General features: G+C 64.5%; 25 protein-coding genes. 15 read left to right on the top strand and 10 right to left on the bottom strand.

Annotated features, from left to right (window positions below; translation table 11 throughout):
- Both AB7290_RS42075 and AB7290_RS42070 read right to left on the bottom strand, forming a co-directional pair.
- A complete protein-coding gene (locus AB7290_RS42075) occupies nucleotides 1-1176 on the bottom strand; it encodes an HlyD family secretion protein (RefSeq protein ID WP_085404048.1) in 1176 nt (391 codons plus the stop codon).
- A complete protein-coding gene (locus tag AB7290_RS42070; protein ID WP_014491125.1) occupies nucleotides 1169-1651 on the bottom strand; it encodes a MarR family winged helix-turn-helix transcriptional regulator in 483 nt (160 codons plus the stop codon). The genes AB7290_RS42075 and AB7290_RS42070 overlap by 8 nt, the downstream gene beginning before the upstream one ends.
- Nucleotides 1652-1806: 155 nt before the next feature.
- Between AB7290_RS42070 and AB7290_RS42065 the strand changes: the two genes are divergently transcribed.
- The 7 genes from AB7290_RS42065 (at nucleotide 1807) to AB7290_RS42035 (ending at nucleotide 10075) form a co-directional block, all read left to right on the top strand.
- On the top strand, nucleotides 1807-2301 hold the full coding sequence (locus AB7290_RS42065; RefSeq protein WP_038943833.1) for a Fur family transcriptional regulator: 495 nt from the start codon (nucleotides 1807-1809) through the stop codon (nucleotides 2299-2301).
- A gap of 34 nt (nucleotides 2302-2335) precedes the next feature.
- Nucleotides 2336-3289 carry a DMT family transporter gene (locus AB7290_RS42060; RefSeq protein ID WP_085404047.1) on the top strand — a complete coding sequence of 318 codons (954 nt, stop codon included), beginning with the start codon at nucleotides 2336-2338 and terminating at the stop codon, nucleotides 3287-3289.
- Between the two features lie 12 nt (nucleotides 3290-3301).
- Nucleotides 3302-4585 (top strand): flavodoxin-dependent (E)-4-hydroxy-3-methylbut-2-enyl-diphosphate synthase, encoded by a 1284-nt coding sequence (gene ispG / locus AB7290_RS42055; protein WP_085404046.1) that lies wholly within the window; start codon nucleotides 3302-3304, stop codon nucleotides 4583-4585.
- Between the two features lie 193 nt (nucleotides 4586-4778).
- Nucleotides 4779-5675 (top strand): TauD/TfdA dioxygenase family protein, encoded by an 897-nt coding sequence (locus AB7290_RS42050; protein WP_085404045.1) that lies wholly within the window; start codon nucleotides 4779-4781, stop codon nucleotides 5673-5675.
- Nucleotides 5676-5812: 137 nt separating this feature from the next.
- Nucleotides 5813-8443, top strand: coding sequence for an SUMF1/EgtB/PvdO family nonheme iron enzyme (locus AB7290_RS42045; protein WP_085404044.1), 2631 nt, complete (start codon nucleotides 5813-5815; stop codon nucleotides 8441-8443).
- A gap of 81 nt (nucleotides 8444-8524) precedes the next feature.
- Complete coding sequence (locus AB7290_RS42040; RefSeq protein WP_063980026.1) at nucleotides 8525-8956, top strand: hypothetical protein; 432 nt, start codon at nucleotides 8525-8527, stop codon at nucleotides 8954-8956.
- Nucleotides 8957-9259: 303 nt separating this feature from the next.
- Entirely contained in the window at nucleotides 9260-10075 is an 816-nt protein-coding gene (locus AB7290_RS42035) for an N-acetylmuramoyl-L-alanine amidase (RefSeq protein WP_354077347.1), read from the top strand.
- A gap of 96 nt (nucleotides 10076-10171) precedes the next feature.
- Here AB7290_RS42035 and AB7290_RS42030 read toward each other — a convergent pair whose 3' ends face one another.
- The 3 genes from AB7290_RS42030 to AB7290_RS42020 all read right to left on the bottom strand — a co-directional run bounded on the left by AB7290_RS42030 (nucleotide 10172) and on the right by AB7290_RS42020 (nucleotide 13222).
- The gene (locus AB7290_RS42030) at nucleotides 10172-11782 is read right to left on the bottom strand and encodes a Na+/H+ antiporter (protein WP_094184376.1); all 1611 of its coding nucleotides are present in this window, start codon (nucleotides 11780-11782) and stop codon (nucleotides 10172-10174) included.
- 46 nt (nucleotides 11783-11828) lie between these two features.
- Nucleotides 11829-12698 (bottom strand): class A beta-lactamase, encoded by an 870-nt coding sequence (gene bla, locus AB7290_RS42025; protein WP_085404042.1) that lies wholly within the window; start codon nucleotides 12696-12698, stop codon nucleotides 11829-11831.
- Between the two features lie 149 nt (nucleotides 12699-12847).
- Nucleotides 12848-13222 carry a nuclear transport factor 2 family protein gene (locus AB7290_RS42020; RefSeq protein WP_007598116.1) on the bottom strand — a complete coding sequence of 125 codons (375 nt, stop codon included), beginning with the start codon at nucleotides 13220-13222 and terminating at the stop codon, nucleotides 12848-12850.
- Between the two features lie 94 nt (nucleotides 13223-13316).
- Between AB7290_RS42020 and AB7290_RS42015 the strand changes: the two genes are divergently transcribed.
- Nucleotides 13317-13745, top strand: coding sequence for a GFA family protein (locus AB7290_RS42015; protein WP_085404041.1), 429 nt, complete (start codon nucleotides 13317-13319; stop codon nucleotides 13743-13745).
- Nucleotides 13746-13917: 172 nt separating this feature from the next.
- Nucleotides 13918-15726: a caspase family protein gene (locus AB7290_RS42010; protein WP_085404040.1), complete on the top strand. Its 1809-nt coding sequence runs from the start codon at nucleotides 13918-13920 to the stop codon at nucleotides 15724-15726.
- Between the two features lie 45 nt (nucleotides 15727-15771).
- Here AB7290_RS42010 and AB7290_RS42005 read toward each other — a convergent pair whose 3' ends face one another.
- Entirely contained in the window at nucleotides 15772-16458 is a 687-nt protein-coding gene (locus AB7290_RS42005) for a DUF1345 domain-containing protein (protein ID WP_063980020.1), read from the bottom strand.
- A 214-nt stretch (nucleotides 16459-16672) separates the two neighbouring features.
- Nucleotides 16673-17596 (bottom strand): polyprenyl synthetase family protein, encoded by a 924-nt coding sequence (locus AB7290_RS42000; protein ID WP_085404039.1) that lies wholly within the window; start codon nucleotides 17594-17596, stop codon nucleotides 16673-16675.
- A 161-nt stretch (nucleotides 17597-17757) separates the two neighbouring features.
- On the opposite strand from AB7290_RS42000, the gene mtgA reads away from it, so the two are divergent.
- From mtgA to AB7290_RS41985, 3 genes are all read left to right on the top strand, one after another.
- The gene (gene mtgA / locus AB7290_RS41995; protein WP_085404038.1) at nucleotides 17758-18432 is read left to right on the top strand and encodes a monofunctional biosynthetic peptidoglycan transglycosylase; all 675 of its coding nucleotides are present in this window, start codon (nucleotides 17758-17760) and stop codon (nucleotides 18430-18432) included.
- 169 nt (nucleotides 18433-18601) lie between these two features.
- A complete protein-coding gene (gene rpmF, locus AB7290_RS41990; protein ID WP_028149139.1) occupies nucleotides 18602-18784 on the top strand; it encodes a 50S ribosomal protein L32 in 183 nt (60 codons plus the stop codon).
- Nucleotides 18785-18927: 143 nt separating this feature from the next.
- A complete protein-coding gene (locus AB7290_RS41985; RefSeq protein ID WP_085404093.1) occupies nucleotides 18928-19563 on the top strand; it encodes a hypothetical protein in 636 nt (211 codons plus the stop codon).
- A gap of 4 nt (nucleotides 19564-19567) precedes the next feature.
- Here AB7290_RS41985 and AB7290_RS41980 read toward each other — a convergent pair whose 3' ends face one another.
- Entirely contained in the window at nucleotides 19568-19828 is a 261-nt protein-coding gene (locus AB7290_RS41980; protein WP_085404037.1) for a hypothetical protein, read from the bottom strand.
- A 221-nt stretch (nucleotides 19829-20049) separates the two neighbouring features.
- Here AB7290_RS41980 and AB7290_RS41975 point away from each other — a divergent pair, with 221 nt between their 5' ends.
- A complete protein-coding gene (locus AB7290_RS41975; RefSeq protein WP_085404092.1) occupies nucleotides 20050-21744 on the top strand; it encodes a bifunctional diguanylate cyclase/phosphodiesterase in 1695 nt (564 codons plus the stop codon).
- A gap of 185 nt (nucleotides 21745-21929) precedes the next feature.
- Here AB7290_RS41975 and AB7290_RS41970 read toward each other — a convergent pair whose 3' ends face one another.
- Nucleotides 21930-22298: an antibiotic biosynthesis monooxygenase family protein gene (locus AB7290_RS41970; protein WP_085404036.1), complete on the bottom strand. Its 369-nt coding sequence runs from the start codon at nucleotides 22296-22298 to the stop codon at nucleotides 21930-21932.
- Nucleotides 22299-22395: 97 nt separating this feature from the next.
- On the opposite strand from AB7290_RS41970, the gene AB7290_RS41965 reads away from it, so the two are divergent.
- Both AB7290_RS41965 and AB7290_RS41960 read left to right on the top strand, forming a co-directional pair.
- Nucleotides 22396-22866 (top strand): MarR family winged helix-turn-helix transcriptional regulator, encoded by a 471-nt coding sequence (locus AB7290_RS41965; protein ID WP_085404035.1) that lies wholly within the window; start codon nucleotides 22396-22398, stop codon nucleotides 22864-22866.
- A gap of 126 nt (nucleotides 22867-22992) precedes the next feature.
- Nucleotides 22993-23283, top strand: a complete 291-nt coding sequence (locus AB7290_RS41960; RefSeq protein ID WP_085404034.1) for a hypothetical protein — start codon at nucleotides 22993-22995, stop codon at nucleotides 23281-23283.
- A gap of 32 nt (nucleotides 23284-23315) precedes the next feature.
- Here the strand turns inward: AB7290_RS41960 and AB7290_RS41955 are convergent, their stop codons facing one another.
- On the bottom strand, nucleotides 23316-26183 hold the full coding sequence (locus AB7290_RS41955) for a PAS-domain containing protein (RefSeq protein WP_085404033.1): 2868 nt from the start codon (nucleotides 26181-26183) through the stop codon (nucleotides 23316-23318).
- Nucleotides 26184-26273 lie beyond the last annotated feature (90 nt).

Here is a 26273-nt window from a genome sequence, read left to right as displayed (position 1 = left end):
TCAGTCCTTGTCCTGGTCTTTGTCCTGGTTCGCCGTCGCCGACAATCCGAACAGGCCGGCGAGCGAGCGCTTGTGGCCGGTGTCGATGGTGGCGTAGACGCTCATGCCGGCCTTCAGCTTCCGCACGTATTTGTCGGTCTCGTCGAAATAGATCCGGATCGGCACGCGCTGTACCACCTTGACGAAATTGCCGGTGGCGTTCTGCGGCGGTAGGATCGCGAATTGCGCGCCGGTGCCGGGCGAGAGCGAACCGATCTTGCCCTTGAAGACGTGGTTCGGGAACGCGTCGACCTCGAGGGTCACAGGCTGTCCCTCGGTGACGTGGGTGAGGTCGCTCTCCTTCGGATTGGCGTCGACCCAGGGGTGGGCGACGTCGATGATGGAGAACACCGGCGTGCCGGCGGTGACGTAGCGGCCGAGCTGAATCTGCTCGACCTGCGTCGCAACGCCGCCCATCGATGCCCGCACCACGGCGTGGTCGAGATTGCGCTCGGCATTGTCGAGCTTGGACTTGGCCTGCGCGTAAGGCGGGAATTTCTCCAGCGGCAGGTCGGTGTCGCCGAGCAGCTGCGTCTTGGCCGCCGAGATCTGCTGCTTGACGTATTGCGCGATCGAACCTGATGTGACCAGCGCGTTCGCGGAGTTGTCGAGGTCGAGTTGCGAGCCGTAGCTGTTCTTCACCAGCGCCTGCTTGCGCTCGACGTCGCGCTGCTTCAGGTCGACGCCCTGTTGCGCAAGGTTAAGCATGTCGCCGTAGATCTTGATGTTGGCGCGGAGGTTGTCATAGGTCGACTGCGCCTGCATCAGCTGCGCCCTGGCCTCGTCCACCGCGAGGCGGAACGGCACGGGATCGATCTCGAACAGCTCGTCGCCTTGCTTGACGATCTGGCCTTCCCTCACGACGACCTTCTGGATCTTGCCGGAGATGTCGGGCGTCACCAGGACCTTCTGCGCGCCGACATAGGCATCGTCAGTGCCGACGTAGCGGCCGCCGTTCAGATAGAAGGTGAGGCCGCCGACGGCGACGACGAGCGGCAGCACGACCAGGAGCAGGAAGCGGCGATAGCGGCGCAGGCCCGCCACCAGGCGGCGGCGCGGATCGGTGCCGGCTTTCTTGGTGGGCTTGCCGCTGTCGCTCTTCTGCTCGGGCTGGAACTTGAGGACCTGATCAGCCATAGCGCTGCTCCTTACGCGCTTGTTCCGCGCCGGATGTCTGGATCGCGTTACGCACGTTTTCCTTGATGGATTCGAGTTGGGTGAGGAGACGGTGGGCGTCCGCCGGGCTGATGCCGTCGAGTGCGTTCGCCGTGAGTTCCGATTTCAGGCCGCTCATCTTGCCGAGCAGCGCACGGCCGGCCTTCTTGAGATAGAGGCGCTTGACGCGGCGGTCCGAGGCGTCGCTGCGGCGCTCGATCCAGTCGCTGTCGCAGAGCTTGTCGATCAGGCGCGTCAGCGTGATCGGCTGCATCTCCAGCAACTCGGCGAGTTCCGACTGCTTCATGCCCTCGCTGCGCTCGACCTTGGCCAGGACCGCCCATTGCGCGCGGGTGATGCCGAAGCGCGATGCCTCCTTGTCGGCATAGACCCGCAAGAGGCGGTAGAGTTCACCGAGCGTGAACAGGAAGTTCTGGTCGACGGACCCGCGGGTCATAAGGTTATCTCCAATGAGCTTGACTATAATAAGCAAGCTTATGATTATTTCGTGGCGGATTAGCGGGACGCTGTCCCGCAGCAAGAGCATGGCTGGCAGGCGCATTCCCGGTCGCGCTTTGGGTTCCACGGCCGAAATGCTAGAAGGCAGGCCACATGACCCTCGCAAAGCCGGCATTTCCGACGCCCGACCACGATCACGGCCGCTGCACCGCGGACGCGCTGGCGCACGCCGAGACGGTTTGCGAGGCTCGCGCGCAGAAATTCACGCCGATCCGCCGCCAGGTGCTGGGGGCGCTGCTCTCCAGCCACCGGCCGCTCGGCGCCTATGAGATCATCGACGAATTGGCAAAGTCGATGCCGCGGCCGGCGCCGATCACGGTCTACCGTGCGCTCGATTTCCTGATGGCCAACGGCCTCGTGCACCGCATCGAAAGCCGCAACGCCTACCTCGCCTGCGCCGCCCACGACCACGACGCGACCTCGGCGGTGGCGTTCCTGATCTGCGAGCGCTGCGGCCTGGTCGGCGAGATCCCGTCGGCGTCCTTCGCCAAGGACCTCAATGCCGCGGCGCGCAGCTCAGGCTTCGCACCAAAACTGTCCGTGGTGGAGATTACGGGCGTCTGCGCCCATTGTCAGAAAGCTGCATAAAGCAACAACGGCGCAAGCCGGTATTCGGGAAGAAATGTCCGCACCACAAGCCATACCGTCCGCCGGTCGCCCCCTCAGTGCCGGCGCCATCGCCCTGATGCTCATGCTGTGCCTGACCTGGGGCTTCAATCAGATCGCAGTGAAGCTGGTGCTGCCGGAGGTGCCGGCGATGCTCCAGGCGATGATCCGTTCGATGGGTGCGCTGCCGGTGCTGTTCATCGTCGGCAGTTTGCGCGGCGTCAAATTCTTCGAGCGCGACGGCACGTGGAAGGCCGGCCTGGTCGCCGGGCTGATGTTCGGCGTCGAGTTCGTGCTGATTTTCCAGGGCCTGCGCCTGACCTCGGCCTCGCGCGCGGTGGTGTTCCTCTACACGGCGCCGTTCTTCGTCGCGCTCGGGTCCTACCAGGTGCTCGGCGAGCGGCTCGGCGGCACCCAATGGCTGGGGCTGGCTGTGAGCTTTGCCGGAGTTGCGCTCGCGATCGGCGTGCCGCAGCCCAATGTGGATTCGCACATCCTGCTCGGCGACCTCCTGATCGTGGCCGGCGCAGGGCTTTGGGCGGCGACCACGCTGGTCGCCAAGGGCACCCGGCTGCGCTTCGCGGCGCCGGAAAAAGCACTCGGCTATCAGGTCGCGACCTCGATCCCGATCCTGGGCACCGCCGCCTGGCTGTTTGGGGAGACCATCACCCAGACCCCGTCGCCGCTGTCGCTCGGCCTGATGGCCTTCCAGGCGATCTGGGTGGTTGGAACCACGTTCACGCTTTGGTTCGCGCTGGTCAAGACCTATTCGGCCAGCAAATTGTCGGCTTTTACCTTCATCACCCCTTTGTTTGGCGTGGTGGGTAGCTATTTCATCATGCACGACACCTTGAGCCTGACATTCGGGGCCGCTGCGATCCTTGTAATTGCTGGGCTTTTTCTGGTTAACCGTCCCAGCTCAACGGCTGCGGCGCCGCGCGATGCATTGCTCAACGTCACCAAAACCTGATATTTGGATCCCATGAACAAGCTCGAAAACCCCATTGATTCCGACATTGCGGGCCCGGCGCCCCGGCACCGGACCACCCAGGTCAAGGTCGGCGACGTCGCCGTTGGCGGCGGTGCGCCGATCGTCGTGCAGTCGATGACCAACACCGACACCGCCGACATCGACGGCACCATCGCCCAGGTCGCAGCGCTTGCGCGCGCCGGCTCCGAAATGGTCCGCATCACCGTGGACCGCGAGGAGGCCGCTGCTGCCGTTCCGCATATCCGCGACGGCCTGGCCAAGCGTGGCATCACCACGCCGCTGATCGGCGACTTCCACTATATCGGCCACAAGCTGCTCGCGGCCTATCCGGCCTGCGCCGAGGCGCTCGCGAAATATCGCATCAATCCCGGCAATGTCGGCTTCAAGGACAAGCGCGACACCCAGTTCGCCGACATCATCGAGATCGCGAACAAGAACGGCAAGCCGGTCCGCATCGGCGCCAATTGGGGTTCGCTCGACCAAGAGCTGCTGACCAAGCTGATGGACGAGAACGCCGCGTCCGCCAATCCGCGCGACGTGCGCGCGGTGACGCGCGAGGCCATGGTGCAGTCGGCGCTGCTCTCGGCCGCACGCGCCGAAGAACTCGGCATGCCCAAGAACCGCATCATCCTGTCGGCCAAGGTTTCGGCCGTGCAGGATCTGATCGCGGTCTATCAGGATCTCGCGGCGCGTTCCGATTACGCCATCCATCTCGGTCTCACCGAGGCCGGCATGGGCACCAAGGGCATCGTGGCCTCGTCGGCCGCGCTCGGCATCCTGCTTCAGCAGGGCATCGGCGACACCATCCGCATCTCGCTGACGCCGGAGCCCGGCGGCGACCGCACCCGCGAAGTGCAGGTCGGCCAGGAATTGCTGCAGACCATGGGCTTCCGCACCTTCGTGCCGCTGGTTGCGGCGTGCCCCGGCTGCGGCCGCACCACATCGACCACGTTCCAGGAGCTGGCGAGCTCGATCCAGGCGTTCATCCGCGACGAGATGCCGGGCTGGAAGACGAAATATCCGGGCGTCGAAGAGCTCAACGTCGCGGTGATGGGCTGCATCGTCAACGGCCCCGGCGAATCCAAGCACGCCAATATCGGCATCTCGCTGCCGGGCACCGGCGAAGCGCCGGCCGCGCCCGTCTTCGTCGATGGCAAGAAATTCCGCACGCTGCGCGGCCCGACCATCTCCGCCGACTTCAAGGCGCTGGTGATCGACTACATCGACCAGCGCTACGGCCAGGGCGCCAAGGTGCCGGTGACCGCGGCGGAGTAAGCGTCTCCCAAACATTGGAATCGTAGGGCGGGTTTGCCAAAAGCAACCCGCCTTATTTTTTGCGCGACCGTAGCCTGGATGGAGCGCAGCGAAATCCGGGGCATTGCCCACCGTGGAACGACCCGTTCCCGGATTGCGCTTCGCTCCATCCGGGCTACGATGTCTTCCAATCAAAATGATCGGGAGACATGCCATGAGCTCACTCGCCGGCAAGCAGGGCCCGCGCTACCGCCACACGGCCGAAGACGGCGCGGCTTACGAGACCATCGCGGTCGAAAAGCTCACCCCCATCATCGGCGCGGAAATATCCGGCGTCGACCTCGGCAGCCTCGTCGATGGCGATGCCCGCTCCAACCGACAGATGGACGAGATCCACCGCGCGCTCGCCGAAAACCTCGTCATCTTCTTCCGCGATCAAAACATCACGCCAAAACAGCATCTCGCGTTCGGCCGCAAGTTCGGCGAGCTGCATTTCCATCCCGCCGCGCCGCACGAGGACGAGGATCCCGCGCTGATGAAGATCTACGCCGACAAGAACTCGCCGCGGGCGAACGGCGAGGGCTGGCATTCGGACGTGTCCTGCGATCTCGAGCCGCCGATGGGCTCGATCCTCTACATCAAGCAGTGCCCGCCGCGCGGCGGCGACACGCTGTTCGCCAACATGTACGCGGCCTATGAGGCGCTGTCGGATCGGATGAAGGCCTATCTCGACGGGCTGACCGCGCTGCATGACGGCGAGCCGATCTATCGCGGGCTTTACGCCAATTACGGCGTCGCCGATCGTCCGTCCTATCCGAGCGCCGAGCATCCGGTGGTGCGCACGCATCCGGTGACGGGCAGGAAGGCGCTCTACGTCAACCGCGGCTTCACCCATCACATCAACGGCATCCCGCGCGACGAGAGCGATGCGATGCTGGCCTATCTCTACCAGCACGCCGAGAACCCGCTGTTCCAGTGCCGCTTCCGCTGGACCGGGAATGCCATCGCGTTCTGGGACAACCGCTGCACCCAGCACCGCGCGATGTGGGACTACTGGCCGCATACGCGTTCAGGCACGCGCGTGACGGTGAAGGGGGAAAGGCCGGTCTAAGTCGCCGCCGTCGCCAATCGCTCAGTGACCTGAATCACGGACTTGGTATTGCCCCCGTCGAATGATGTGGGCTCGTGGTGCTGCTTGCAGGGGCTACAACCAGCGATATACTCGCAAAGGGCGATTTGGGGGGAATTATGCGCTGGGTGGCGGCTACCATTCTTGCGCTCGTTTTTTACGGGTTCGCGGGTCAGGCGCTGGCCGAGAAGCGCGTCGCTCTGGTGATTGGCAATTCGTCGTACCGGAATGTCCCGAGCCTTCCGAATCCCCGGAATGACGCCGCCGAGATTGCCTCCCTGTTCAGATCTGCAGGATTTTCCGCGGTCGATGCCCGCCGTGATCTTGGGATTTCAGACATGCGGCGCGCGATCAGCGATTTCGCCGAGATGGCAAGCGATGCCGACGTGGCCGTCGTCTATTTCGCCGGCCATGGCATCGAGGTCGATGGTGCAAACTACGTCATCCCCGTCGACGCGAAGTTGTCCCGCGATTTCGACATCGAGGATGAGGCTATTTCCCTCGATCGCATTCTGAAATCGATCGAGCCCACCAAGCGGCTTCGCCTCGTCATCCTGGATGCGTGCCGGGACAACCCGTTCTTGAAGACCATGAAGCGAACCATAGCGTCCCGATCGATCGGTCGCGGGTTGGCGAAGGTCGAGCCCGCGATATCCGATACGCTGATTGCCTTCGCGGCCAAGGCCGGATCGGTTGCGCTGGACGGCGATGCCAAAAACAGTCCCTTCACGGCCGCGCTGCTGCACAACATCGCCGCTCCCGGCTTGGACTTGAGGATTGCGCTCGGCCGAGTTCGCGACGAAGTGCTGAAGGTCACCAATCGTCACCAGGAGCCGTTCGTCTATGGATCATTGGGCGGCTCTGTCATCTCGATCGTCGATGCACCGAAACTGCCGCCACCGCCAACGACGGATGACATCGTCTGGAACGCCGTGAAGGATTCGACCTATCCGGCCGTGTTCGAGGAGTTCATCGCGAAGTTTCCGACGACGCCACATCTGAAGGCGGCCCAATCACGGCGTGATGAGCTCAAGCAGGCGCAAGCTGCGGCTGCCGCGCGCATACCCCCGCCGCCGACCGCCGACGAAATCGTCTGGACGGCGATCAGGGATTCGAACTATCCCGCGATCTTCGATGATTTCGTCAGCAAGTTTCCCACCAGCAAGCATCGAGCCGAGGCGCAATCGCGTGCCGACGAGCTGCAAAAGCAGATCGCCGCCGCTGCCGCCCGCGTTCCACCGCCTCCGACCGCCGACGAGGTCGTCTGGGATGCCATCAAAGGCTCGACGTATCCGGCAATCTTCGATGATTTCGCCAGCAAGTTTCCGGCAAGCCCGCATCTGGCGGACGCCCAGAGGCGCAGGGATGAGCTGAAAAAGCAGATTGCCGCCACGCAAGCTCCGCCACCTCCAGCCGCCGAGGACATCGTCTGGGCCGCGATCAAGGGATCGCGCGATCCCGCGATCTTCGATGAGTTCGTGAGTAAATATACGGCGAGCCCGCACATCGCGGACGCGCGACAGCGCGGGAATGATCTGAGGAAGGAGATCGCGGCCGCTCAAGCGCCGCCACCTCCGCCTGCAGATGAGATCGTCTGGAACGCGATCAAGGAGTCGCACGATCCCGCGATCTTCGAGGAGTATTCCGCAAAATATTCCAGCAGTTCGCACGTCTCTGCCGCGCTGTCGCGTCGTGACGAGCTGTGGAAGGAACGCGCGGCGGCAGCTGCACCGCCGCCGGCCCCGCCCGCGACCGATGAGATCGTCTGGAATGCGATCAAGGATGGGCGCTCGCCGGCGATGTTCGAAGAGTTTCTGAGCAAATTTCCCGAAAGCGCGCGCTCCGCAGAGGCGCGCGAACGGTTCAAGGCGTTACAGGCGGTGCAGGTGGCCTCCACCAACGCCACGCTTCCGGCTCCAGACACGACCCCGCAGCGCGAAGGACTGACTGCGATTGGCATCAAGGTGTTGTCCGATTCGGAAGAGGCGGCTCTGAAGCAGAAGGCCAGCTTCAAGGAATGTGAAAAGTGTCCGGAGATGGTTGTGGTCCCGCCGGGCGCGTTCATGATGGGGACGTCGGAGAGTGCATCGAAACGCACCGCGGAATCGTCTCGCCACAAGGTGACGTTCGCCCATTCATTCGCGGTTGGCCGTTACGCTGTCACGTTTGCGGAATGGGACGCCTGCGTCGCCGATGGGGGATGCAATGGGTACAAGCCCTGGGACAACGGTTGGGGCCGCGGGAGACGACCGGCGATCAACATTTCCTGGTCGGATGCCAAGAGCTATGCAGCCTGGTTGTCGGCCCGCACCGGCAAGACGTACCGCCTCCTGAGCGAAGCCGAGCGGGAATATGTGACGCGCGCGGGAACGACGTCATCGTTCTGGTGGGGAGTCTCCGTGTCTCGGGGCCAGGCCAACTACGATGACAGGGCCAGCCAGGACAAGAATGCAAAGGGTGCCTCCGGGCAAAAGACGGCTCCTGTCGATTCCTTCCAGCCGAATCCGTGGGGCCTCTATCAGGTGCACGGCAATATTTGGGAATGGGTCGAGGATTGCGTCAACGACACTTATGAGGGCGTGCCTGTGGACGGGAGTCCTTGGCTGAAAGGCCGATGCGAGCAGCGTGTCCTCAGGGGAGGCTCCTGGGTCAGCAAGGCGGATGCAGTCGAAGCGGGGAGCCGTTACGGCGTGCAGTCCGAAGGACGCGTGAGCAACGTTGGATTTCGAGTCGCGAGAACCTTGAGATAGCCGGGCACGAGTGCATCGGCCTCGCCAGCCGGAACAATCCCATACAATAACTCTAAGATTTTTTCATTGGAGACTTATGAAATGACAACCTACCCGGTACGCCTACCGTCGGCCCTCTTGATCAAAATCACCGCGGGGCTCGTCCTGTTCTTCGGAATCCTCTGTGGCGCACATGCGGGCGGGGGGAACACGTCGCTCGTCGTGAAATCGGGCGAGGCAAAGGAAATCTGCAAATGCGGCGGACACTGGCGCGTCGACAGCAGTGGCAAGGTCTGGCCCGTCAGCATTGAAGTCGTGACTCCGCCGAAGAGCGGTGCCGTGACGACGCGAGCGAGCACCGGGCAACGCAAATTGAGAAGCGGAGAGGCCAAGACCGTGCGGCTGACCAGCGTGGTGTACCAATCCAAGAAGGGTTATGTCGGTGAAGACTCCTTCACGTATCGGCGCGTGACGGCGGACCCTACCGACCCGGATAATGGCAAGGTATACACAGTCGCCGTCACCGTCAGGTAATTGCGATGGGGGCGGATAGGAGCCCTAAGATCTGCCCCCTTCGGCCTGCCATAAAGGCGGCGATTACGCTGCGCCAACCCACTTCACGAAGCCGTGCTTGCGTTGACGTCTTCCCGCGTCCGCGCCAATCTTCCCGAAAATCAAATCGGGAGGATCCGCCATGCTCCGCGCCGAGGACAACAAGTTCCTGACCGAGTCCGGCTCGGGGACGGGAATGGGCGAGTTGTTGCGATCGTCGTGCAGCGCTTCGGCGACGTCGCCGACTTCGTCGGCAGGCCGAGGATCGCGGCAGCGGAGTAGGACTTGTCGTTAGGGCGGGGCATCGTCGCAATTCTCCTCGTGTCGCTGGTCGCACTGTTGCTTCCGTCGATCGACGCGGGCCGTGCTGCCCCGGCCCGGAAGGTTGCGAAAGCCAGACCTAAGCCTGCGCCCGCACCAGCCAAATGTGAGATGCCGAAATTCCGGATCGTCGTCGACGTCGGGCACACCCCGGACTCCTACGGCGCGTTGAGCGCGCGCAATGATCCGGAATTCGGCTTCAACTTCCGGCTCGCAAGGCTGGTCACGGCAAAACTCAAATCCGAAGGCTTTACCGCAACCCGGCTGCTCGTCACGGACGGCAAGGCGCGGCCGAGCCTGTTCAAGCGCGTCAGTGCCGCGAATGACGGCCGGGCCGATCTCGTGCTATCGATCCATCACGATTCGGTGCCGGATAAGCTGCTCGAGACCTGGGAATTCGACGGCGCAAAGAGCTATTTCAGCGACCGCTTCTCGGGTCACTCGCTGTTCGTGTCCGAGCGCAATCCGCACTTCACCAGCAGCCTGAAGCTGGCCCGGATGATCGGCAGACAGTTGAAGGAGCAGGGGCTGCACTACGCCAGCCAATACACCCTGCCGGTGATGGGCCGCTACCGGCGCCAGCTGCTCGACAAGGATGTCGGCGTCTACCGCTATGACGGGCTCGTCGTGCTGTCACGGACGCGGAGTGCCGCCGTGCTGCTCGAAGCCGGCTCGATCATCAACCGCGACGAGGAGATGGAGATGAATTCGTCGGAGCGGCAGGAGATGATTGCGGGCGCCGTTGCGGCGGGGGTCGGGGAATTTTGCGAGAGGCGATAGTTGGTGCTGCCGTCATTGCGAGCGAAGCGAAGCAATCCAGAGTCTTTCCACGGCAGCAGTCCGGATTGCTTCGCTTCGCTCGCAATGACGAAAAGACTACAACGGCACCCCCCGATACTCCCTGTTCGCCAGGCTTGCCTCTTCCAGGTCCAGGTCGCGCTCGATCCGGCGCCGCGTCTCGTCGGTGATCTGACCGTCGCGCAGGAGGTCGTGGATGAACTTTCGCTCGGCGACGATCAGGTCGCGGGTCAGGGCGGTGCCGGCGGCGGAGACGTCGTGATGGTTGGGGTCGAGGGAATCCGGAAGCTGGTTGACACGAATCTCGTGACGCGCGCGCAGGAGCCGCATCACCTCGTCCGACACATCCTTTTCCTCGGTCATTGCGTCGAGCGACTTCAGCGCCGCCTCGAGCGCCTGGCGGCGTGCCGCGATCTCGGCCTCGTGCTCGGCGACATGCTCGTTGCGGCCGGCCTCGGCGACACCGAGCCAGCGCACCACCGGCGGAAGCGTCAGGCCGACGCCGATCAGCGTCACGAAGATGACTCCGAAGGCGACGAACAGGATCAGGTCGCGATACGGGAAGGCCTCGCCGCCCGGCAACGTGAACGGCAGCGCCAGCGCGGCCGCCAGCGACACCGCGCCGCGCACGCCGGTGAAGGCGAGCACGAACGGCCATTGCCATGGCGGCGATGGGTCGCGCTTGCGCAGGCTCTTGCTCAATATCCGCGGCAGATAGATCGCAGGATACAGCCAGACGAAGCGTGCGATGACGATGACCGCCAGGACCACCGCGGTCGCGATCATGATATCGTCGAGCGGAAACGCCTTCGACTTCTCGTAGAGTGCCCGCATCTGGAAGCCGGTGAGCAGGAACAGCAGGCCCTCGATCAGGTAGATGATGAGATCCCAGAAGAAGATGCCTTGCAGGCGCGTTGACGCCGAGATCAGCAGCGGGCCGTTCCAGCTCACATAGAGGCCGCAGGCCACGGTCGCGATCACGCCGGAGCCGCCGAGATGCTCGGGCAGCCAGTAGGACACGTAGGGCGTGATCAGCGACAGCGTCAGCTCGACCTGCGGATCCCTGGACCATTTGCGGAAGCGAAGGGAGAGCCAGCCAATGCCGATGCCAAAGGCGATCTCGCTGGCGACGATGAGGACAAACTCGCCGGCCGCCAGCGGCAGTGAGAAATGGCCGACCATGATGGCCGCAAGCGCGAAGCGGTAGAGGATCAGCGCGGTCGCGTCGTTCGCGAGTCCCTCGCCCTCGAGGATGACCAGGAGCCGGCGCGGTATGTTCAGACGGCGCGCGATCGCGAGCGGCGCCACCACGTCCGGCGGAGCGACGATGGCGCCCAGCAGGAATCCGATGGTCCAGGGCAGGCCGATCACATAATGCGTGGCCGCAGCCACCAGCGCCGCGGTGAAGATCACCGCGCCGACAGCGAGCAGCACGATCGGCCGCAGATTGTTCCTGAACTCGCGCCAGCTCATCGCGACGCTCGCCGAGTAGATCAGCGGCGGCAACACCATCAGCAGCACCAGTTCCGGCGGCAGTTCCACCGGCGGCATGCCCGGCACGAAGGCGAGGCCGACGCCGGACAGCATCAGGAGAATGGCGGGTGCGATGTTGAAGCGGCGGGCGACCAGCGCGGTGCCGGCCAGCACCGTGAGCAGGATGAGAAAGGTCTGAAATTTCGCTGCGATCATGGCCTGTCTTGGCCCGGAAGCGGCCAAAAGGTCAATGCGTCGCGGCTCACGCCAGCCGTTCGGCCACCATGCGTCCGACGCGCGCGAACACGGCTTCGATCTGCGCGGCGTTGGGCCTGCCGCCCTGGGTATAGGCCGCGATCAGGATTGGTACATCCGCCTTGTTGTCGAGCTTGGGCCAGACGACCGCGATATCGCCCGACGCATCCTTGCCGTTGTTGCCGGTCTTGTCGCCGATCTTCCAGCCTGCCGGCAGGCCGCCGCGCAGCCGGTTGGCGCCGGTCTTGCAGCCCACCATCCATTCGGTGAGCTGGGTCCGCGAGGCCGGCGACAGTGCTTCGCCCACCACCAGCCGCTTCAGGTTGCCGGCCATCGCCGCCGGCGTCGTGGTGTCCCGGGGATCGCCGGGCGGTGAGCGGTTGAGCTCGGGCTCGTTGTGGTCGAGCCGCGAGGTGGTGTCGCCGAGCGATCGCCAGAAGGCCGTGAGCGCGGCGGGGCCGCCGATCCGCGCCAAGAGCAGGTTGGCGCAGGTGTTGTCGCTGAGCTCGACGATCGCCTTGCACATGTCGGTGACCGACATCGCGCCGGCGGCGAGATTTTGTTTGGCGACCGGCGCGTAGTCGAGCAGGTCGGCCTTGCCGTAGGGGATCATGGCCGCAAGCTGCTCCTCGCCGCGATCGGCCCGCGCCAGCACGCAGGCCGCGAGCGAAGCCTTGAATGTCGAGCACATGACGAAGCGCTCGTCGGCGCGCCATGCGAGCTTCGCGCCAGTCGCGAGGTTCTCGGCATAGACCCCGATCCGCCCGCCGCTCTCGCGCTCGTAGGATTCGAGCTCCGGCGGTGCGTCTACGGCGAGCGCGGGGGAGGCGGCCATCCAGCACAGCGAGGCAAACAGGGTACGGCGGTCGAGAGGCATAGGGGACTTTCAGACATCGTCATTGCGAGCGCAGCGAAGCAATCCAGAATCTTTCCGCGGAGACAGACTGGATTGCTTCGCTTCGCTCGCAATGACGGAAAATCAAAGGCGAGTTCGTCAGAATTCGGGCAGCGGAAGGGTCGTCCCCCTCACTCCCTCAGGTCATACCGGTACGATTTCGACACGATCTGCCAGCCGTCGGCGAGCTTCATCGCCACCAGATAGTCCGTGAAAAAGCGTGGCGGCAGCTGGCACCTGACCTTGATGAAGGCGGTCTTGTCGTCCGAGCGGTCGATGGTGACGATGAAATCCTCGCGCGGCTTGCCTTCGGCCTTGCCGGAAGGGCGCTTGCGGACGCGATCGAGCCAGTCGGGCACGGTCAGCACCTGAAGCTCGCCCTTCTCGACCCAGCGCAAATCGGCGGAGGGATGGAAGATGGCGCCGAGTTTTTCGGCATCGCCCTCGTAAAGTCCGTCGAAATAGGATTGCACGACGGCTTCGACGCTCGAACGGTTCTGGCTCATGGGACATCCCTTTGAATGATGGCTTGGGGCGAACTTAGTCGTACACATCAAAATGCGCTATGGGTGTCTGCGCCAATTGAGCGAGGACGCTGGAATGACCGGATCAGAAAATTCGAACGCTCGTATCCTCACCGGTGAATGCTATTGCCGTGCCGTGCGCTGCGAGGTCGCGGACGCGTTCTCTTACGCACTGAACTGCCATTGCTCGAACTGCCGCCGCACCACCGGCTCCGCCTTCAAGCCGTTCGCCGGGATCGTGCAGGACAAGCTCCGCATCGTCCGTGGCGAGGACCAGCGCCTCATCTATGGCGACGACACAACCCATGACGCGCACTGCGCGCGCTGCGGCTCGCTGCTTTATTCCCGGGTGCGCGAGGGAAAATGGGTCCATGTCGCCATGGGAACCCTGGTTGACGCCCCCTCGATTCGGCCGAGCGCCCACATCTTCGTGGGCTCGAAAGCGCCCTGGCATGAGATCACGGACGAGCTGCCGCAATACCGGGGACACATCGGGGCTGACTGAGCGCATACTTGGCCTGCGCCAGCGAACCGCTATCGCTCTGGCGAGACTAAAGAGTTCCTTGGCAGTTTGCAGGCGTCGTCTTCGTGATCTCCATCACAAATGCGATGGCGGATTCTGCTAAGGCAATCCCCAAAGGGCGACCGAATTGCTCCCGATCTCTGGAAGTTCTGTCATGCGTAGCCTGCTCGGACTTTGTCCGCTTTTCCTGGCTCTCTTGTTCGGCGCTGCGCCCGCTCTCGCCGGAAAGCGCGTGGCGCTGGTCCTTGCCAACTCGTCGTATCAGTACGCGCCGTCGCTCGCGAACCCCGTCAATGACGGTGCAGTGATGGCGAAGACGCTGAAGGACGCCGGCTTCGAAATTGTGGAGTCCCGGCATGATCTGTCCGCGCTGGAGACGCGGCGCGTGCTGCGCGATTTTGCCGATGTGACGCGCGATGCCGACATCGCCGTGATCTACTATGCCGGCCACGGCATCGAGGTCGAGGGCTCGAACTATCTGATCCCTGTTGACGCCAAGCTCGAACGCGACACCGATGTCTACGACCAGGGGCTGTCGCTCGACCGCGTCCTGGTCACGGTCGAGCCCGCCAGGCAGCTTCGCCTGGTGATCCTCGACGCCTGCCGCGATAATCCGTTCGGCAAGACCATGAAGCGCACGGTTGTCTCGCGCGGCATCGGCCGCGGCCTGGCCCAGGTCGAGCCGAACAGCCCCAACACGCTGATCGCGTATTCGGCCAAGGCCGGCTTCACGGCGCAGGACGGCGACGGCGCCAACAGCCCGTTTACGGTCGCGCTGTCGAAGCATCTGACGACGCCGGGCCTCGACGTCCGCCGCGCCTTCGGCTTCGTGCGCGACGACGTGCTCAAATCGACCGGCAACAAGCAGGAGCCGTTCGTGTACGGTTCGCTCGGTGGCGAGGACGTGCCGCTGGTGCCGGTCAAGGTGGTCACGGCCGCTCCGGTGGCGAACCCGCAGGCGGCCGATATCCGCCGCGACTACGAGCTCGCGCTCCAGGTTGGCAACAGGCCGGCCTGGGAGGCATTCCTGGCCCAGCATCCTGACGGCTTCTATGCGAATCTCGCCAAGCTTCAGGTCGAAAAAATCGGTGCCGAGCAGGCCCATGCGGCGGCCACCGAGAAGGCGAAGCAGGCCGAGGCCGAACGCGATCGTCTTGCCGCCCTCGGCGCGCAGAAGGATGCGCAGGCCAAGGCTGCGGCTGATGCGAATGCCGCCGAGCAGGCGCAGCTCGCCGCGCAGAAGGCCAAGGAGCAGGTGCAGCAGCAGGCGGCCGCGGCCGAGCAGCAGCGCGTCAACCTCGCCGCCGTGGCACCAGGTGCTGCACCCGCCAGCACGGCGAGCCCCGCCGGCAGCAGCGTCGCTTCGCTGACGCCGACGACCACGCCGGTCGACCTCAGCCGCTTGGTGCAGACCGAGCTCGGCCGCGTCGGCTGCTTCTCCGGGCAGGCTGATGGCAACTGGAATACGATTTCGCGGCGCTCGCTGTCGCAGTTCAACCGTTACGCCGGCACCAAGCTCGACGTGAAAGTGGCGAGCACCGATGCGCTCGATACCGTCAAGTCAAAGCCGTCGCGCGTCTGCCCGCTGGTCTGCGAGCACGGCTTCAAGGCCGACGGCGACAAGTGCACGAAGATCGTTTGCCGTGAGGGCTATGCGATCAACGACGACAATGCGTGCGAGAAGCAGCGCATCGCCAAGCCTGCGACGGCCAAGCCTGCAACCGCCAAGCGCGACGACGGCGATGAGCGTTCCGCACGGCAGCGCCGTCAGGCCGGTGGCGCGGCGGGCGGCTATGGTGCCGCCGCGGGCATTGCGGCTGCCGCGAGCGCCGGCCGCGCCTCGGGTGGCGGGCAGATTTTCTGCAATGGCGGCAGTTGCCGCCCGGTCAACCGCGGCTGTCATCTCGAATATCGCGGCGGCGGCGGCCCCGGCAACGACGCCAATGCCGAGGTGTGCAACTAGGACCGCGCCATCGACGCCGTCGTCTCGGCACTTGCCGGGATGACGTCAGTTCGAGATCGCGCTTGCCGCGATGTTCACTGTCAGCGCCAGCAGCGCCGTGTTGTAGATGAACGACACGATGCCATGCGCGGTCGCGGTGCGGCGGATGGTCTTGTCGGTGATGCCGACGTCGGAGACCTGCGCGGTCATGCCGATCACGAACGAGAAATAAACGAAGTCCCAATAATCGGCGTGATCTTCCTTATCGCCGCTCGGAAACTGCAATCCGCCCGGCGGGTGCCGGTAATAATCATGGGCGTAATGCAGCGCGAAGGTCGTGTGCACGGCGGCCCATGAGAGCGCGATGGTGGCGATCGCGATGGTCAACTCCCACGCCCCGCGATGCGGGGTGCCGAGCTCAGACATGATCGCTGCGATGCTTGCGAAGGCGCCGATCGCCGTCACCAGCAGGATCACGAAGCGGCCGTCGTCCTGCATTGCGGCACTACGGCGGATGTGCTGCTGGTCGTTGCACAGCATCATCGCGTAGACCAGCACGAGATAAACCGCGATCAACGCATCCCAGCCGAACAGCAGCCGCGTCACCAGCCGGTGCGATCCCGGCAGCAGCAAGCAGACCAGGATGCCGGCAGCGAGCGCGATAAAGGTACGCGGCCGCGCGTAAATCAGCCGCATCGGCCGCGACATCTTGCGGAAGCGGACGAGGACGGGATCGTCTTTGTCGGTGGCCATGATGGCTCCAGCCCTCTCGCTCAACTCTCGTTGTCGCCGCGGCGGCGGCCTGCTCCCTCGCCCCGCTTGTGGGGAAAGGGTCGGGGTGAGGGGGAGCCTCCGCAAGGACGGTGAGAGCTGGATTCGCGGAGGCTCCCTCTCATCCGATATTCAAGCCGCGCCTGAATATCGACCTCTCCCCGCAAGCGGGGCGAGGTGAAGATCGTGCACTACATCAGTTCTTTCGCTCGGCGACGAAGCGCGCGGCGGCTTGCAGCACGGCGGCGCGGTCGCCGAAGATCGACACGGCGCCGTCGGCCCGCGCGAGCAGGTCGCGCACGCGCTGCTTGGCGCCTTCGATGCCGAGCTGGGTGACGAAGGTGGTCTTGCCGAGCGCTGCATCGGCGCCGGCCGGCTTGCCGAGGGCCGCCGCATCGCCTTCGACGTCGAGCAGATCGTCGGCGATCTGGAAGGCTTCGCCGAGCGCGCGGCCGTAATCGTCGAGCGCCTGATATTCCTTTTGCGAGGCCTGGCCGAGGATCGCGCCCGCGATGCAGCCGTAGCGCAGCAGCGCACCGGTCTTCATCTGCTGAATGCGGGCGACATCGATCGGCTCGTTGCCGCCAAAACGGCCTTCGCCGGCGAGATCGAGAATCTGGCCGCCGACCATGCCGCCGATGCCGGCGCAGCGCGCCAGCGCGCGCGTCAGCAGGAGGCGCACATTGGCGTCGCGGTGGATCTCATCGCGGGTGATGATGTCGAAGGCGAGCGTCAACAGGCCGTCGCCGGCGAGGATCGCGGTCGCGTCGTCGGTCTTCTTGTGCAGGGTGGGACGGCCGCGGCGCAGGTCCGAATTGTCCATCGCCGGCAAATCGTCATGGATCAGCGAATAGCAGTGGATGCATTCGAGCGCGGCGCCGGCGAGCAGGGCGGCCTCGCGGGGAACGCCGAACACGGCGGCGCTCTCGACCACCAGGAACGGCCGCAGACGCTTGCCGCCGTTGAGGCTCGAATAGCGCATTGCGTCCATCAGTCGCTTGGGACGAGCGATCTCATCGTGCAGGATGTCGTGCGCCAGCAGGCGTCCAAGCAGGGCTTCGGTGTCATCAGCGGTCTTGTCCAGGCGTTTGGCGAAATCGGACGGGGACGTGCCGGTCATCAAGAAGGGCTCCAGAACTAAAATTCGGCGGGACAATCCTTTATGCGCCCGCCCCAGTCAATCGTTTGGAAGGCCTAAAAAGTGCTGGAAAAGGCCCGAATTATCACAGACTTAATGGCGGGATCCGTGGCCGCGTTTCATTTTGCGCCGGAAAGGTCGATTTGCGCATCGTCAAGATCCTGCTGGTAGCGCTCATGGTCGTGGCTCTCGCGCCCTACGTGATCGCGCCGTTCTACCGCACCGGCCATCCGGTTTCGACGCTGATGGCCTGGCGGTCGCTCCGGGGTGCGCCGATGCATCGGGAGTGGATTGATCTGGCCGCGATGTCTCCCTCGCTGCTGCGATCGGTGGTGGCGGCCGAGGACGCCCATTTCTGCAAGCATCACGGCATCGATTGGGGCGCGCTGCGCGAGGCGATCGACGATGCGAAGGAGGACGGGACGCCCTTCCGGGGCGCCTCCACCATCACCCAGCAGGTGGCAAAAAATCTGTTCCTCTGGCAGGGGCGGGATTTTGTCCGCAAGGCGCTGGAATTCCCGCTGGCGCTGTGGATCGATTTTGTCCTGCCCAAGGCGCGAATCCTGGAGATTTACCTCAACATCGCCGAGCTCGGCCCGCAGGGCCAGTTTGGGGTCGAGGCGGCCAGCGCCTATGCCTTTGGCAAATCGGCGGCCAACCTCTCGCCCCGGGAGGCGGCACTTCTGGCCTCGATCCTGCCCAATCCGGTCAAACGGAGCGCCCGGACCCCCGGGCCTGGCGTCCGGCGGCTGGCGGGGACCTATGTGGCGAGGGCGCAGGCGAACTCGCTTTTGACCTGCTGGCGGGAAAATCGCTGATTTTGGGCCCTTTTCGGACGTATTTTCCGGTCCAAAAGCCTAGATTTACGGCCAGCCTTCCTCTATAAGCCCGGCCTTGATCGGCATTCAGCTCGCCTCGGTTTGCGGGTGCTGAGCCGTCCCCTCGCGGACGATGCCCTGACAACACCAATCCCTAGAGGATATTGAAATGGCCGTTCCGAGAAGAAAAACCTCGCCGTCGCGTCGTGGCATGCGCCGCTCGGCAGACGCCATCAAGAAGCCGACCTATGCGGAAGACAAGGACTCCGGCGAGCTCCGTCGTCCGCACCATCTCGACCTCAAGACCGGCATGTACAAGGGCCGTCAGGTCCTGAAGAAGAAAGAGTCCTGAATTTAGGACCTTTCTCCGGGCAGGATCATTTCGCCTGCCTGATTTCGGCCACCCAATGAGATATGACAATGACGGCGGCGGAGCTAATGCTTCGCGGCCGCATTGTCCTGTCCGGATATCTTGATCGAGAAGGCATTTCGCCGATGGTCGGTTTCCCGCTGCTCCTGATCCCGCTCGCGGTCTACAACATCATCGCCTTCCTGATGCCGTCCGTGTCCTTCACGGACGTGCTGTTCAAGGTGCCGATGATCACGGGCGAGACCTGGCCGGTCACGCTTGCCGACGTGATGCTCGCGCTCGGTATCGTGTTGCTGCTGTTAGAGGTGGTCAAAGGCGCGCGGCCCGGCTCGAAATTCCTGATGGATCATCTGCTGTCGCTGATCGTGTTCGGTGCTGCCGCGGCCGAGTTCGTGATGTGGCCCAAGTTCGGCAACTCCACCTATTTCCTGCTGGTGCTGCTCGCGATGGCCGATTTCCTCGGCGGTATCGCCCAGCGCACGCGCCGCCGCGTCACCTATGTCGCGGAGACGACAGTGCCGGCGCCGCGCAAGGCCAAGCGCCAGGTCGAAGCGGCAACGGACGATGTGGCGTCCGAACCCAAGTTCGAGCCGGTGTCTGCGCCGGCGGTGCCACCCGCGCCTTCAGCGCAGTCGGTCGCCGAATCCGTGCTGAAGGATCACCCCGCGCCGAAGCCGGTGAACCCGCCCTCGCCGGAAATTCCCTCGCCGGATTTGCAACCGGGCAACGGCACGCCGCCGTCTCCCGACGCGCCGCGCTGATCCTTCAAACCACCTGCCGCGTGCGCGCGGTGACGCTCGGAAGCGGGCGCTTGCTGCCATAGGCCGTCTGCGCATCTTCGGAAGAGGCGCGGCGGAGCCGGCTGGACTGGGGCAGGTGCTCGGCATTGGCAATGAGTTGGGTGACGAAGCTCGGATCGGGACGGGGCAGCGGCGCGTTGTGGACCCACTGCAACGTCGGCAGCAGCGGCACCAGGGCCGTGCCCGTGCAGTTGTCCGCGCAGTTCGGTCGATCAGTACTTAACATCGCAATCACCGTTGATCCGGCGAGGCCTGTCGCGTTTCGAGACGCCGGCGCCGGTGCGTGTCATGTACTCGCAAGGCCTATGCCGGCCGGGCCGGTTTGGTTCCGCGGGCCTGCGAAACATGGTTTCCAAATTGTTTATGAACTTTGCCTAGAGTCGGAGTCGAATCTGGCCGTATTCTGTGCCGACTCAGGACTCCCTGCTGTCCCGAAACGAGGCGATTTTGACCCCTGCATTGCCGCAAGCCTCCGACATCCTGGCCGCTCTTGGTCAGGCCGTTTTCGCCTGGGACATCGCCAGCGATTCCATCGTGTGGGGTGAGCAGGTCGCCAGCGTCTTTCCCGGCATCCCGGCCGAGCGGCTCGCGACTGGCGCCGAATTCGCCAAGCTGATCGAGCCCGCGCAGACGCTGCGGACCGCCGCGCTGGCGCAGACCTCGCCGGTGCACGGCGCCGACGGCACGCCCTATCGGGTCGAATATGGCGTGCGCATGAGCGCCGCCGATCCCGTGGTCTGGATCGAGGAGACCGGCCGCTGGTTCGCCGGCCCCGATGGCCGCCCGGTGCGCGCGATCGGCTCCATCCGCATCAACAATGAGCGCCACGCCCGCGACGAGGAATTGACCAAGCTGGCTCGGCTCGATCCGCTGACCGGTGAGCTCAATCGTTCCCACCTGATCGCGGCGCTGGCCGAGGCGATCGAGGAGACGACCCGCTTCCGCTCGACCGCAGCCTTCATGCTGGTCGGCATCGATCATCTCGCCCGCGTCAACGACGCTTTCGGCTTCGACGTCGCGGACGCCGTGATCCTCGACGTGGCCAAGCGCATCCGCGCCCGCCTGCGCGGCGGCGACGTGCTCGGCCGTTTCTCCGGCAACAAGTTCGGCCTGATCCTGAAGAACTGCACCGTCGATGACATGAACGTCGCCGCCGAGCGCTTCCTTGCCGGCATCCGCGACGAGGTGGTGCCGACCAAATCCGGCCCGGTCTCGGTCACGGCGTCGATCGGCGCGGTCAGCGTGCCGCGCTATGCCCGCAGCACCGACGAGGCCGTCAATCGCGCCCATGAGACGCTGGACGCGGCAAAACAACGCCGCGTCGGTTCGTTCGCGGCGTGGCGCCCGGATGCTGCGCGCGACGCACAGCGCCGCGTCAACATCCGTGTCACCGACGAGATCGTCACCGCGCTGAACGAGCGCCGCATCAAGCTCGCCTATGAGCCGGTGGTCGCGGCCGCCTCGCGCGAGTGCGCGTTCCACGAATGTCTGGTGCGGATGGACCAGGGCGACGGCCAGGTGCTGCTGGCGCCCGACATCGTGCCGGTTGCCGAACGGCTCGGCTTGATCCGCCTGGTCGATCACCGCGTGCTCGAGCTCGTGGTCGCCGAGCTTGCGGCCGCGCCCGACATCTGCCTCAGCCTCAACATCTCGCCTGATACGACGATGGATCCGGACTGGTGGGCTGGAATTGAGTCGCTGATGCTGGCCCATCCCGGCGTCGCCGAGCGGCTGATCGTCGAGATCACCGAGACGGTCGCGATCCAGGACATCGATGACGTGCGCGGCTTCGTCACGCGGCTGAAGAATTTCGGCAGCCGCATCGCCATCGACGATTTCGGCGCCGGCTACACCTCGTTCCGAAACCTGCGCAAGCTCGGCGTCGACATCGTCAAGATCGACGGCGCCTTCGTGCAGAACATCACCCGTTCCGCCGACGACCGCGCCTTTGTGCAGACCCTGATCGACCTCGCCCGCCGCCTCGACATCAAGACGGTTGCCGAGTGGGTGCAGGACGAAGAGGCCGCCGCCATGCTGCGCGACTGGGGCTGCGACTACATCCAGGGCCGCCTGATCGGGCTCGCCTCAGCCGACCGCCCATGGGGCACGCCGCCGGACAGCGCACTGCCAGCGGCAGGATAGAGCTGCGTCCCTTGCTTCGTCGGATAACGACGAGCTGCGCGGGGCTTTCCGCATGCTCGCTGTCATCGCCCGACTTGATCGGGCGATCCAGTATTCCAGAGACAGTTGTGTTTAAGCCGAGAGGCCGCGGCGTACTGGATGCCCCGGTCAAGCCGGGGCATGACAGCTGAGTGGGAGGCGCGCAGCTACGCGACGCAAATACCGGGCACCGCGATCTTCTGGAACAGATGCGGGCTTGCGACTGCGGATGCGGGGTAGGCGGCGATCTTTGCGCGGAATTCCGGGTGGGTGAAAGCGGCGCGGAAATGCGCGTTGGATTCCCACACTGCGTAATTCAGGTAGGTCGGGCTGTCGCCGACGGCGCGGTGAAGCTGGGTGGAGATGAAACCGGGCTGGCGCTTCATGAAGGCGGCGTCGTCCTGCCACGTCTTGAGGAAGCTCTGCTCATCCTCGGCGTCGAGCGTGAACACGTTGACGAGCACCACGGGGCCGGTTTCGAGCGCGATCTGACGGTCGATCGGGAAGGCAGGGTCGAGGGGACGCATGAGGGGCATGACATTGCTCCGGTCAAGTTGGTGTCATAATGTCAATTCGACAGTCCCGGATATAGGCAATTGACATCATGATGTCAATACGGAGCAGTGGTGCCAAATGACCAAGACCAAGCGGACCCCGGCGGGCGAAGCCCTGACCGGCCTCATCCTCGACCTGTTCCGCGCCAACAGCCTGCTTCTGACCGCTGGCGATCGGCTGGTGACATCGCTCGGCCTCACCAGTGCGCGCTGGCAGATCCTGGGGGCGATCGCCGACGCCGAGCGCCCGGAGCCGGTCGCCTGGCTCGCCCGCAATCTCGGCGCCAATCGCCAGAACGTGCAGCGCATCGTCAACGACCTCGCGCGGGATGGTCTCGTCGTGTTCGAGACCAACCCGCATCACCGCCGGGCGCAGCTCGTGGTGCTCACCGACAAGGGCAGGCAGGTCTACGACGCCGCCGGCCGGTTGCAGGTCCCGTGGGTCAACGGCCTTGCGGATGGATTGTCGGTCAGGGATATCGACGTGGCCCATCGCGTCGTGACCGCACTGCGAGCCGGTCTGAAAGACGCCGGTGAAGCGAACGAGTAAGCAAGCGAGGCGCCGGGGGACACGAGGCGTACATCGTGTGAGCCCATTTCGGACTCAAATCCGCCGCCGACTCAATCGATGTATCCAAATGCGGTTGGAGGCATGTCCTGAGTTGGGGAATTTGCCATGAGTGATGAAGATTTAATGCGTCATAAGCTGATTTCCACTGCCGAAGATATCGTGCGTGATGAGTCTTTCGAACTCTTGTCGCAGCAGCTCTGCGAAGGCGCTAGCTTTTCGGACGATGAATCCCCGTCGAACGACGTTTTTTTGCTTCTTGAGGAGAATGCGCGGCTTCGTGCGCTTGCCATCAGCCTTTCCAGCCTGGTCGGAGACCTCTCCGAACGGGAGTGGAGCAATGCGCTCGCATCGGCCGATCGTGCCACGCTCAATCGCCTGAGGTCGTGTCGGGCGTAACGATAGAGAGAGCGGCGAGGTGAAGCGGAGCGTCACGCCACGCGCCTGACCGCGTTCAGTCGCTCGATCGTGCGTCCGACCTCGGCTGCCGGGCACGGCCTGCCGAAATAGTAGCCCTGGACTGCGGTGCAGCCGCATTCGCGGACGAAGTCGAGCTGCTCGATGGTCTCGACACCTTCCGCCGTGGTCTCGACGCCGAGCACGGAGCCGAGGCTGGCGATGGTGCGGACGATGGCGACGCTCTCCGGGCTTTCGCCGAGCGTGCCGACGAAGGAACGGTCGATCTTGATGCGGTCGAACGGAAACTTGCGCAAATAGCTCAGCGAGGAATAGCCGACGCCGAAATCGTCGAGGCTGACGCGCACGCCAAGAGCGCGGAGCTGGTGCAGGATCTCGATCGTCGCCTCGCTGTCGTCGAGCAGCGCCGTCTCGGTGACCTCGAGCTCGAGCCGCTGGGGCGGCAAACCGGCTTCCGCAAGCGCGCTCGTGACCATCGCGACCAGTCCGCGCGAGCGGAACTGCACCGGCGACAAATTGACCGCGACGGTGACATCGGGCCAGGACGCCGCTGTCGCACAGGCCGTGCGCAGCACCCATTCGCCGATCGGGACGATCAGCCCGTTCTCTTCCGCGAGAGGAATGAATTCGGCCGGCGAGACCAAGCCGCGCGAGGGGTGTTTCCAGCGCAGCAGTGCTTCGAAGCCGGTAAGCTCGGTGGTGTCGAGCCGCACCTGCGGCTGGAACACGAGGTGAAATTCGCGGGCTTCAAGCGCGCTACGCAGATCGTGCTCCAGCGCGTGCCGGCCGCGCGCCTGTTCCTCCATCTCGGGCTCGAACAGCTGGTAGGCGCCGCGGCCCTTTGCCTTGGCCTGGTACAGCGCGAGGTCGGCGCATTTCATCAGCTCGTCGGCATCGAGCCCGTGATCGGGCGCGATCGCGATGCCGACCGAAACGCCGACATGGATCGACTGGCTTTCCAGCGGCGGCGGGTGGCCGATGATCTCGACCAGGCGGCGGGCGAGCCGTTTCGCCGATTGTGGCTGCGGTCCGCGCTGGAGAACGGCGAACTCGTCGCCGCCGAGGCGGGCGACGGTGTCATGCTCGCCGACATTCTCCTTCAGCCGCGCCGCGACCCAGCGCAGAAGCCGATCGCCGGCGGCGTGGCCGAGGCGATCGTTGACGGTCTTGAAATTATCGAGGTCGAAGCACAGCACGGCCATCGCTCCGCCGGCGATCGCGACCTGGTTCAGTCCCTCGCCCATTTTCTCGCGGAACAGCGTGCGGTTGGGCAGGTCGGTGAGTGAATCGTGCTGCGCCATGTGCGCCACGCGGGCCTGGGCCTTGTGGCGCTCGGTGACGTCCTCATAGGTGACAACCCAGCCGCCGTGCTCCATCCGCTTGTGATTGAGCTTGATGATGCGGCCGTCGTTCAGGTGACGGTGCAGCGTGTGTTCGCCCTCGCGCAGCCTTTCGACATAGTCGGCATAGATCCTCGCGGCGGTCGTGTTCGGATGGATGCCGAGGTCGCAGCTATGCTCCATGATCTCGCGCATCGAGACGCCGGGCTTCACGACATCGGGCGACAGCCCATACATCTCGATGTAGCGGCGATTGCAGACGATGACGCGCAGGCTCGCATCGAGCATGCACAGGCCCTGGCTCATGTTGTTCAGCGCCGCGTCGAAGCGGCGGTATTGCTCGCTCAGCTCTTCGATCGCGCGCTCGCGGTCGGTGATGTCCTCGTAGGTGGCGACGAAGCCGCCCTCGGGCAGCGCGCAGTAGCGCACCGAGATCACGGTGTCGTTCGACATGCGCCGGCGCATCGGCGAGGAATCGTGGTTCGCGATCCTCGCGCTGGCGGCTTCCAGCAGCTGTTGCGGACTGTATTCGGAAACGAACGCCCCGTTCACCATCGACCGCTCGATCAGCTCGCCGAGATGCGTGCCAGGCCTGGTTTCCTCCGGCGACAGCCGATAGATCTTGCGGTAGGTGGTGTTGCAGACGCGCAGGCGCATGTCGCTGTCGTAGAAGGCGAGCCCGTGCGCCATGTTCTCCAGCGCCGCATCGAGGATGAAGTTCTGTTGCCGCAGCGCTTCTTCGTACTGCAGCCGCTCGGTGACGTCCTCATGCACCGTCACCCAGCCGCCGTCGGGCAGGAAGCGGGACACCGCCTGCACCATCCGGCCGTCATAGCGCATCACCAGCAGGCTCTTCGCCTTTCTGCTGCGCACATCCTCCAGCCTGGTGTCATGGAACTCGTCGGCCGGCATGCCCGGCAGGTTGCCGCGCGACATCCAGTGTTCGATCACTGAGCAATGCGAGACGCCCGGCTTCACGATATCGGGGTCGAGATTGTAGAGGTTCAGAAACCGCTCATTGCAGACGACGACACGGCTGTCGCCATCGTACATGATGAGGCCGTGCGACATGTTGGCGAGCGCGTGCTGGCTGCGCTCCGTCTGCACGCGTAATTCCGCCTCGAGCCGGGCGAGGCGGCTGACGTCATCGCAGATCGTCATCCAGCCGCCGCCGGGAAGCGGCTTCAGCTCGAGCGCCATGACGAGTCCGCTCGCGAGTATCTGTTCGGTGCGGAACGGTTGACCAGCCGCGATCTGCTTCACGCGCCGGCCATAGAGCGCATCGAGTTCGCTGACAGGAAAGTTGCCGAGCGCCGCGCTGTGGGCGAGCACGTCGCGATAGCTGGTGCCGACCCGCACGATGTCGGCCGACATGTTGAACAGCGTGAGGTAGCGCTGATTGACCAGCACGATCCGGTTGTCGGCGTCGTAGACGCAGACGCCCTGCTCCATGTGATCGAGCGCAAGCTGGCTCAGCCCGACGAGGGCCTGCGGGCCCTCTGCGCGGCGTGCACCAAGCTCGTTATCGCGGATCGGCGTCATGGGATCGACGGGTCTCGGCCGGCAATAGACTTAACGCAACGTAGTTCAGCCACTGAGCGTAGCGAAGAGGCCGGAAAATTCCCTTAAGCG

The organism is Bradyrhizobium sp. 613_E4_N2_2, from assembly GCF_052075995.1.
In the GTDB taxonomy this organism is placed as follows: Bacteria; Pseudomonadota; Alphaproteobacteria; order Rhizobiales; family Xanthobacteraceae; genus Bradyrhizobium; species Bradyrhizobium barranii.
The sequence above is the reverse complement of the archived record's forward strand: the minus strand, read 5'-3'. Positions and strand labels throughout refer to the sequence as shown.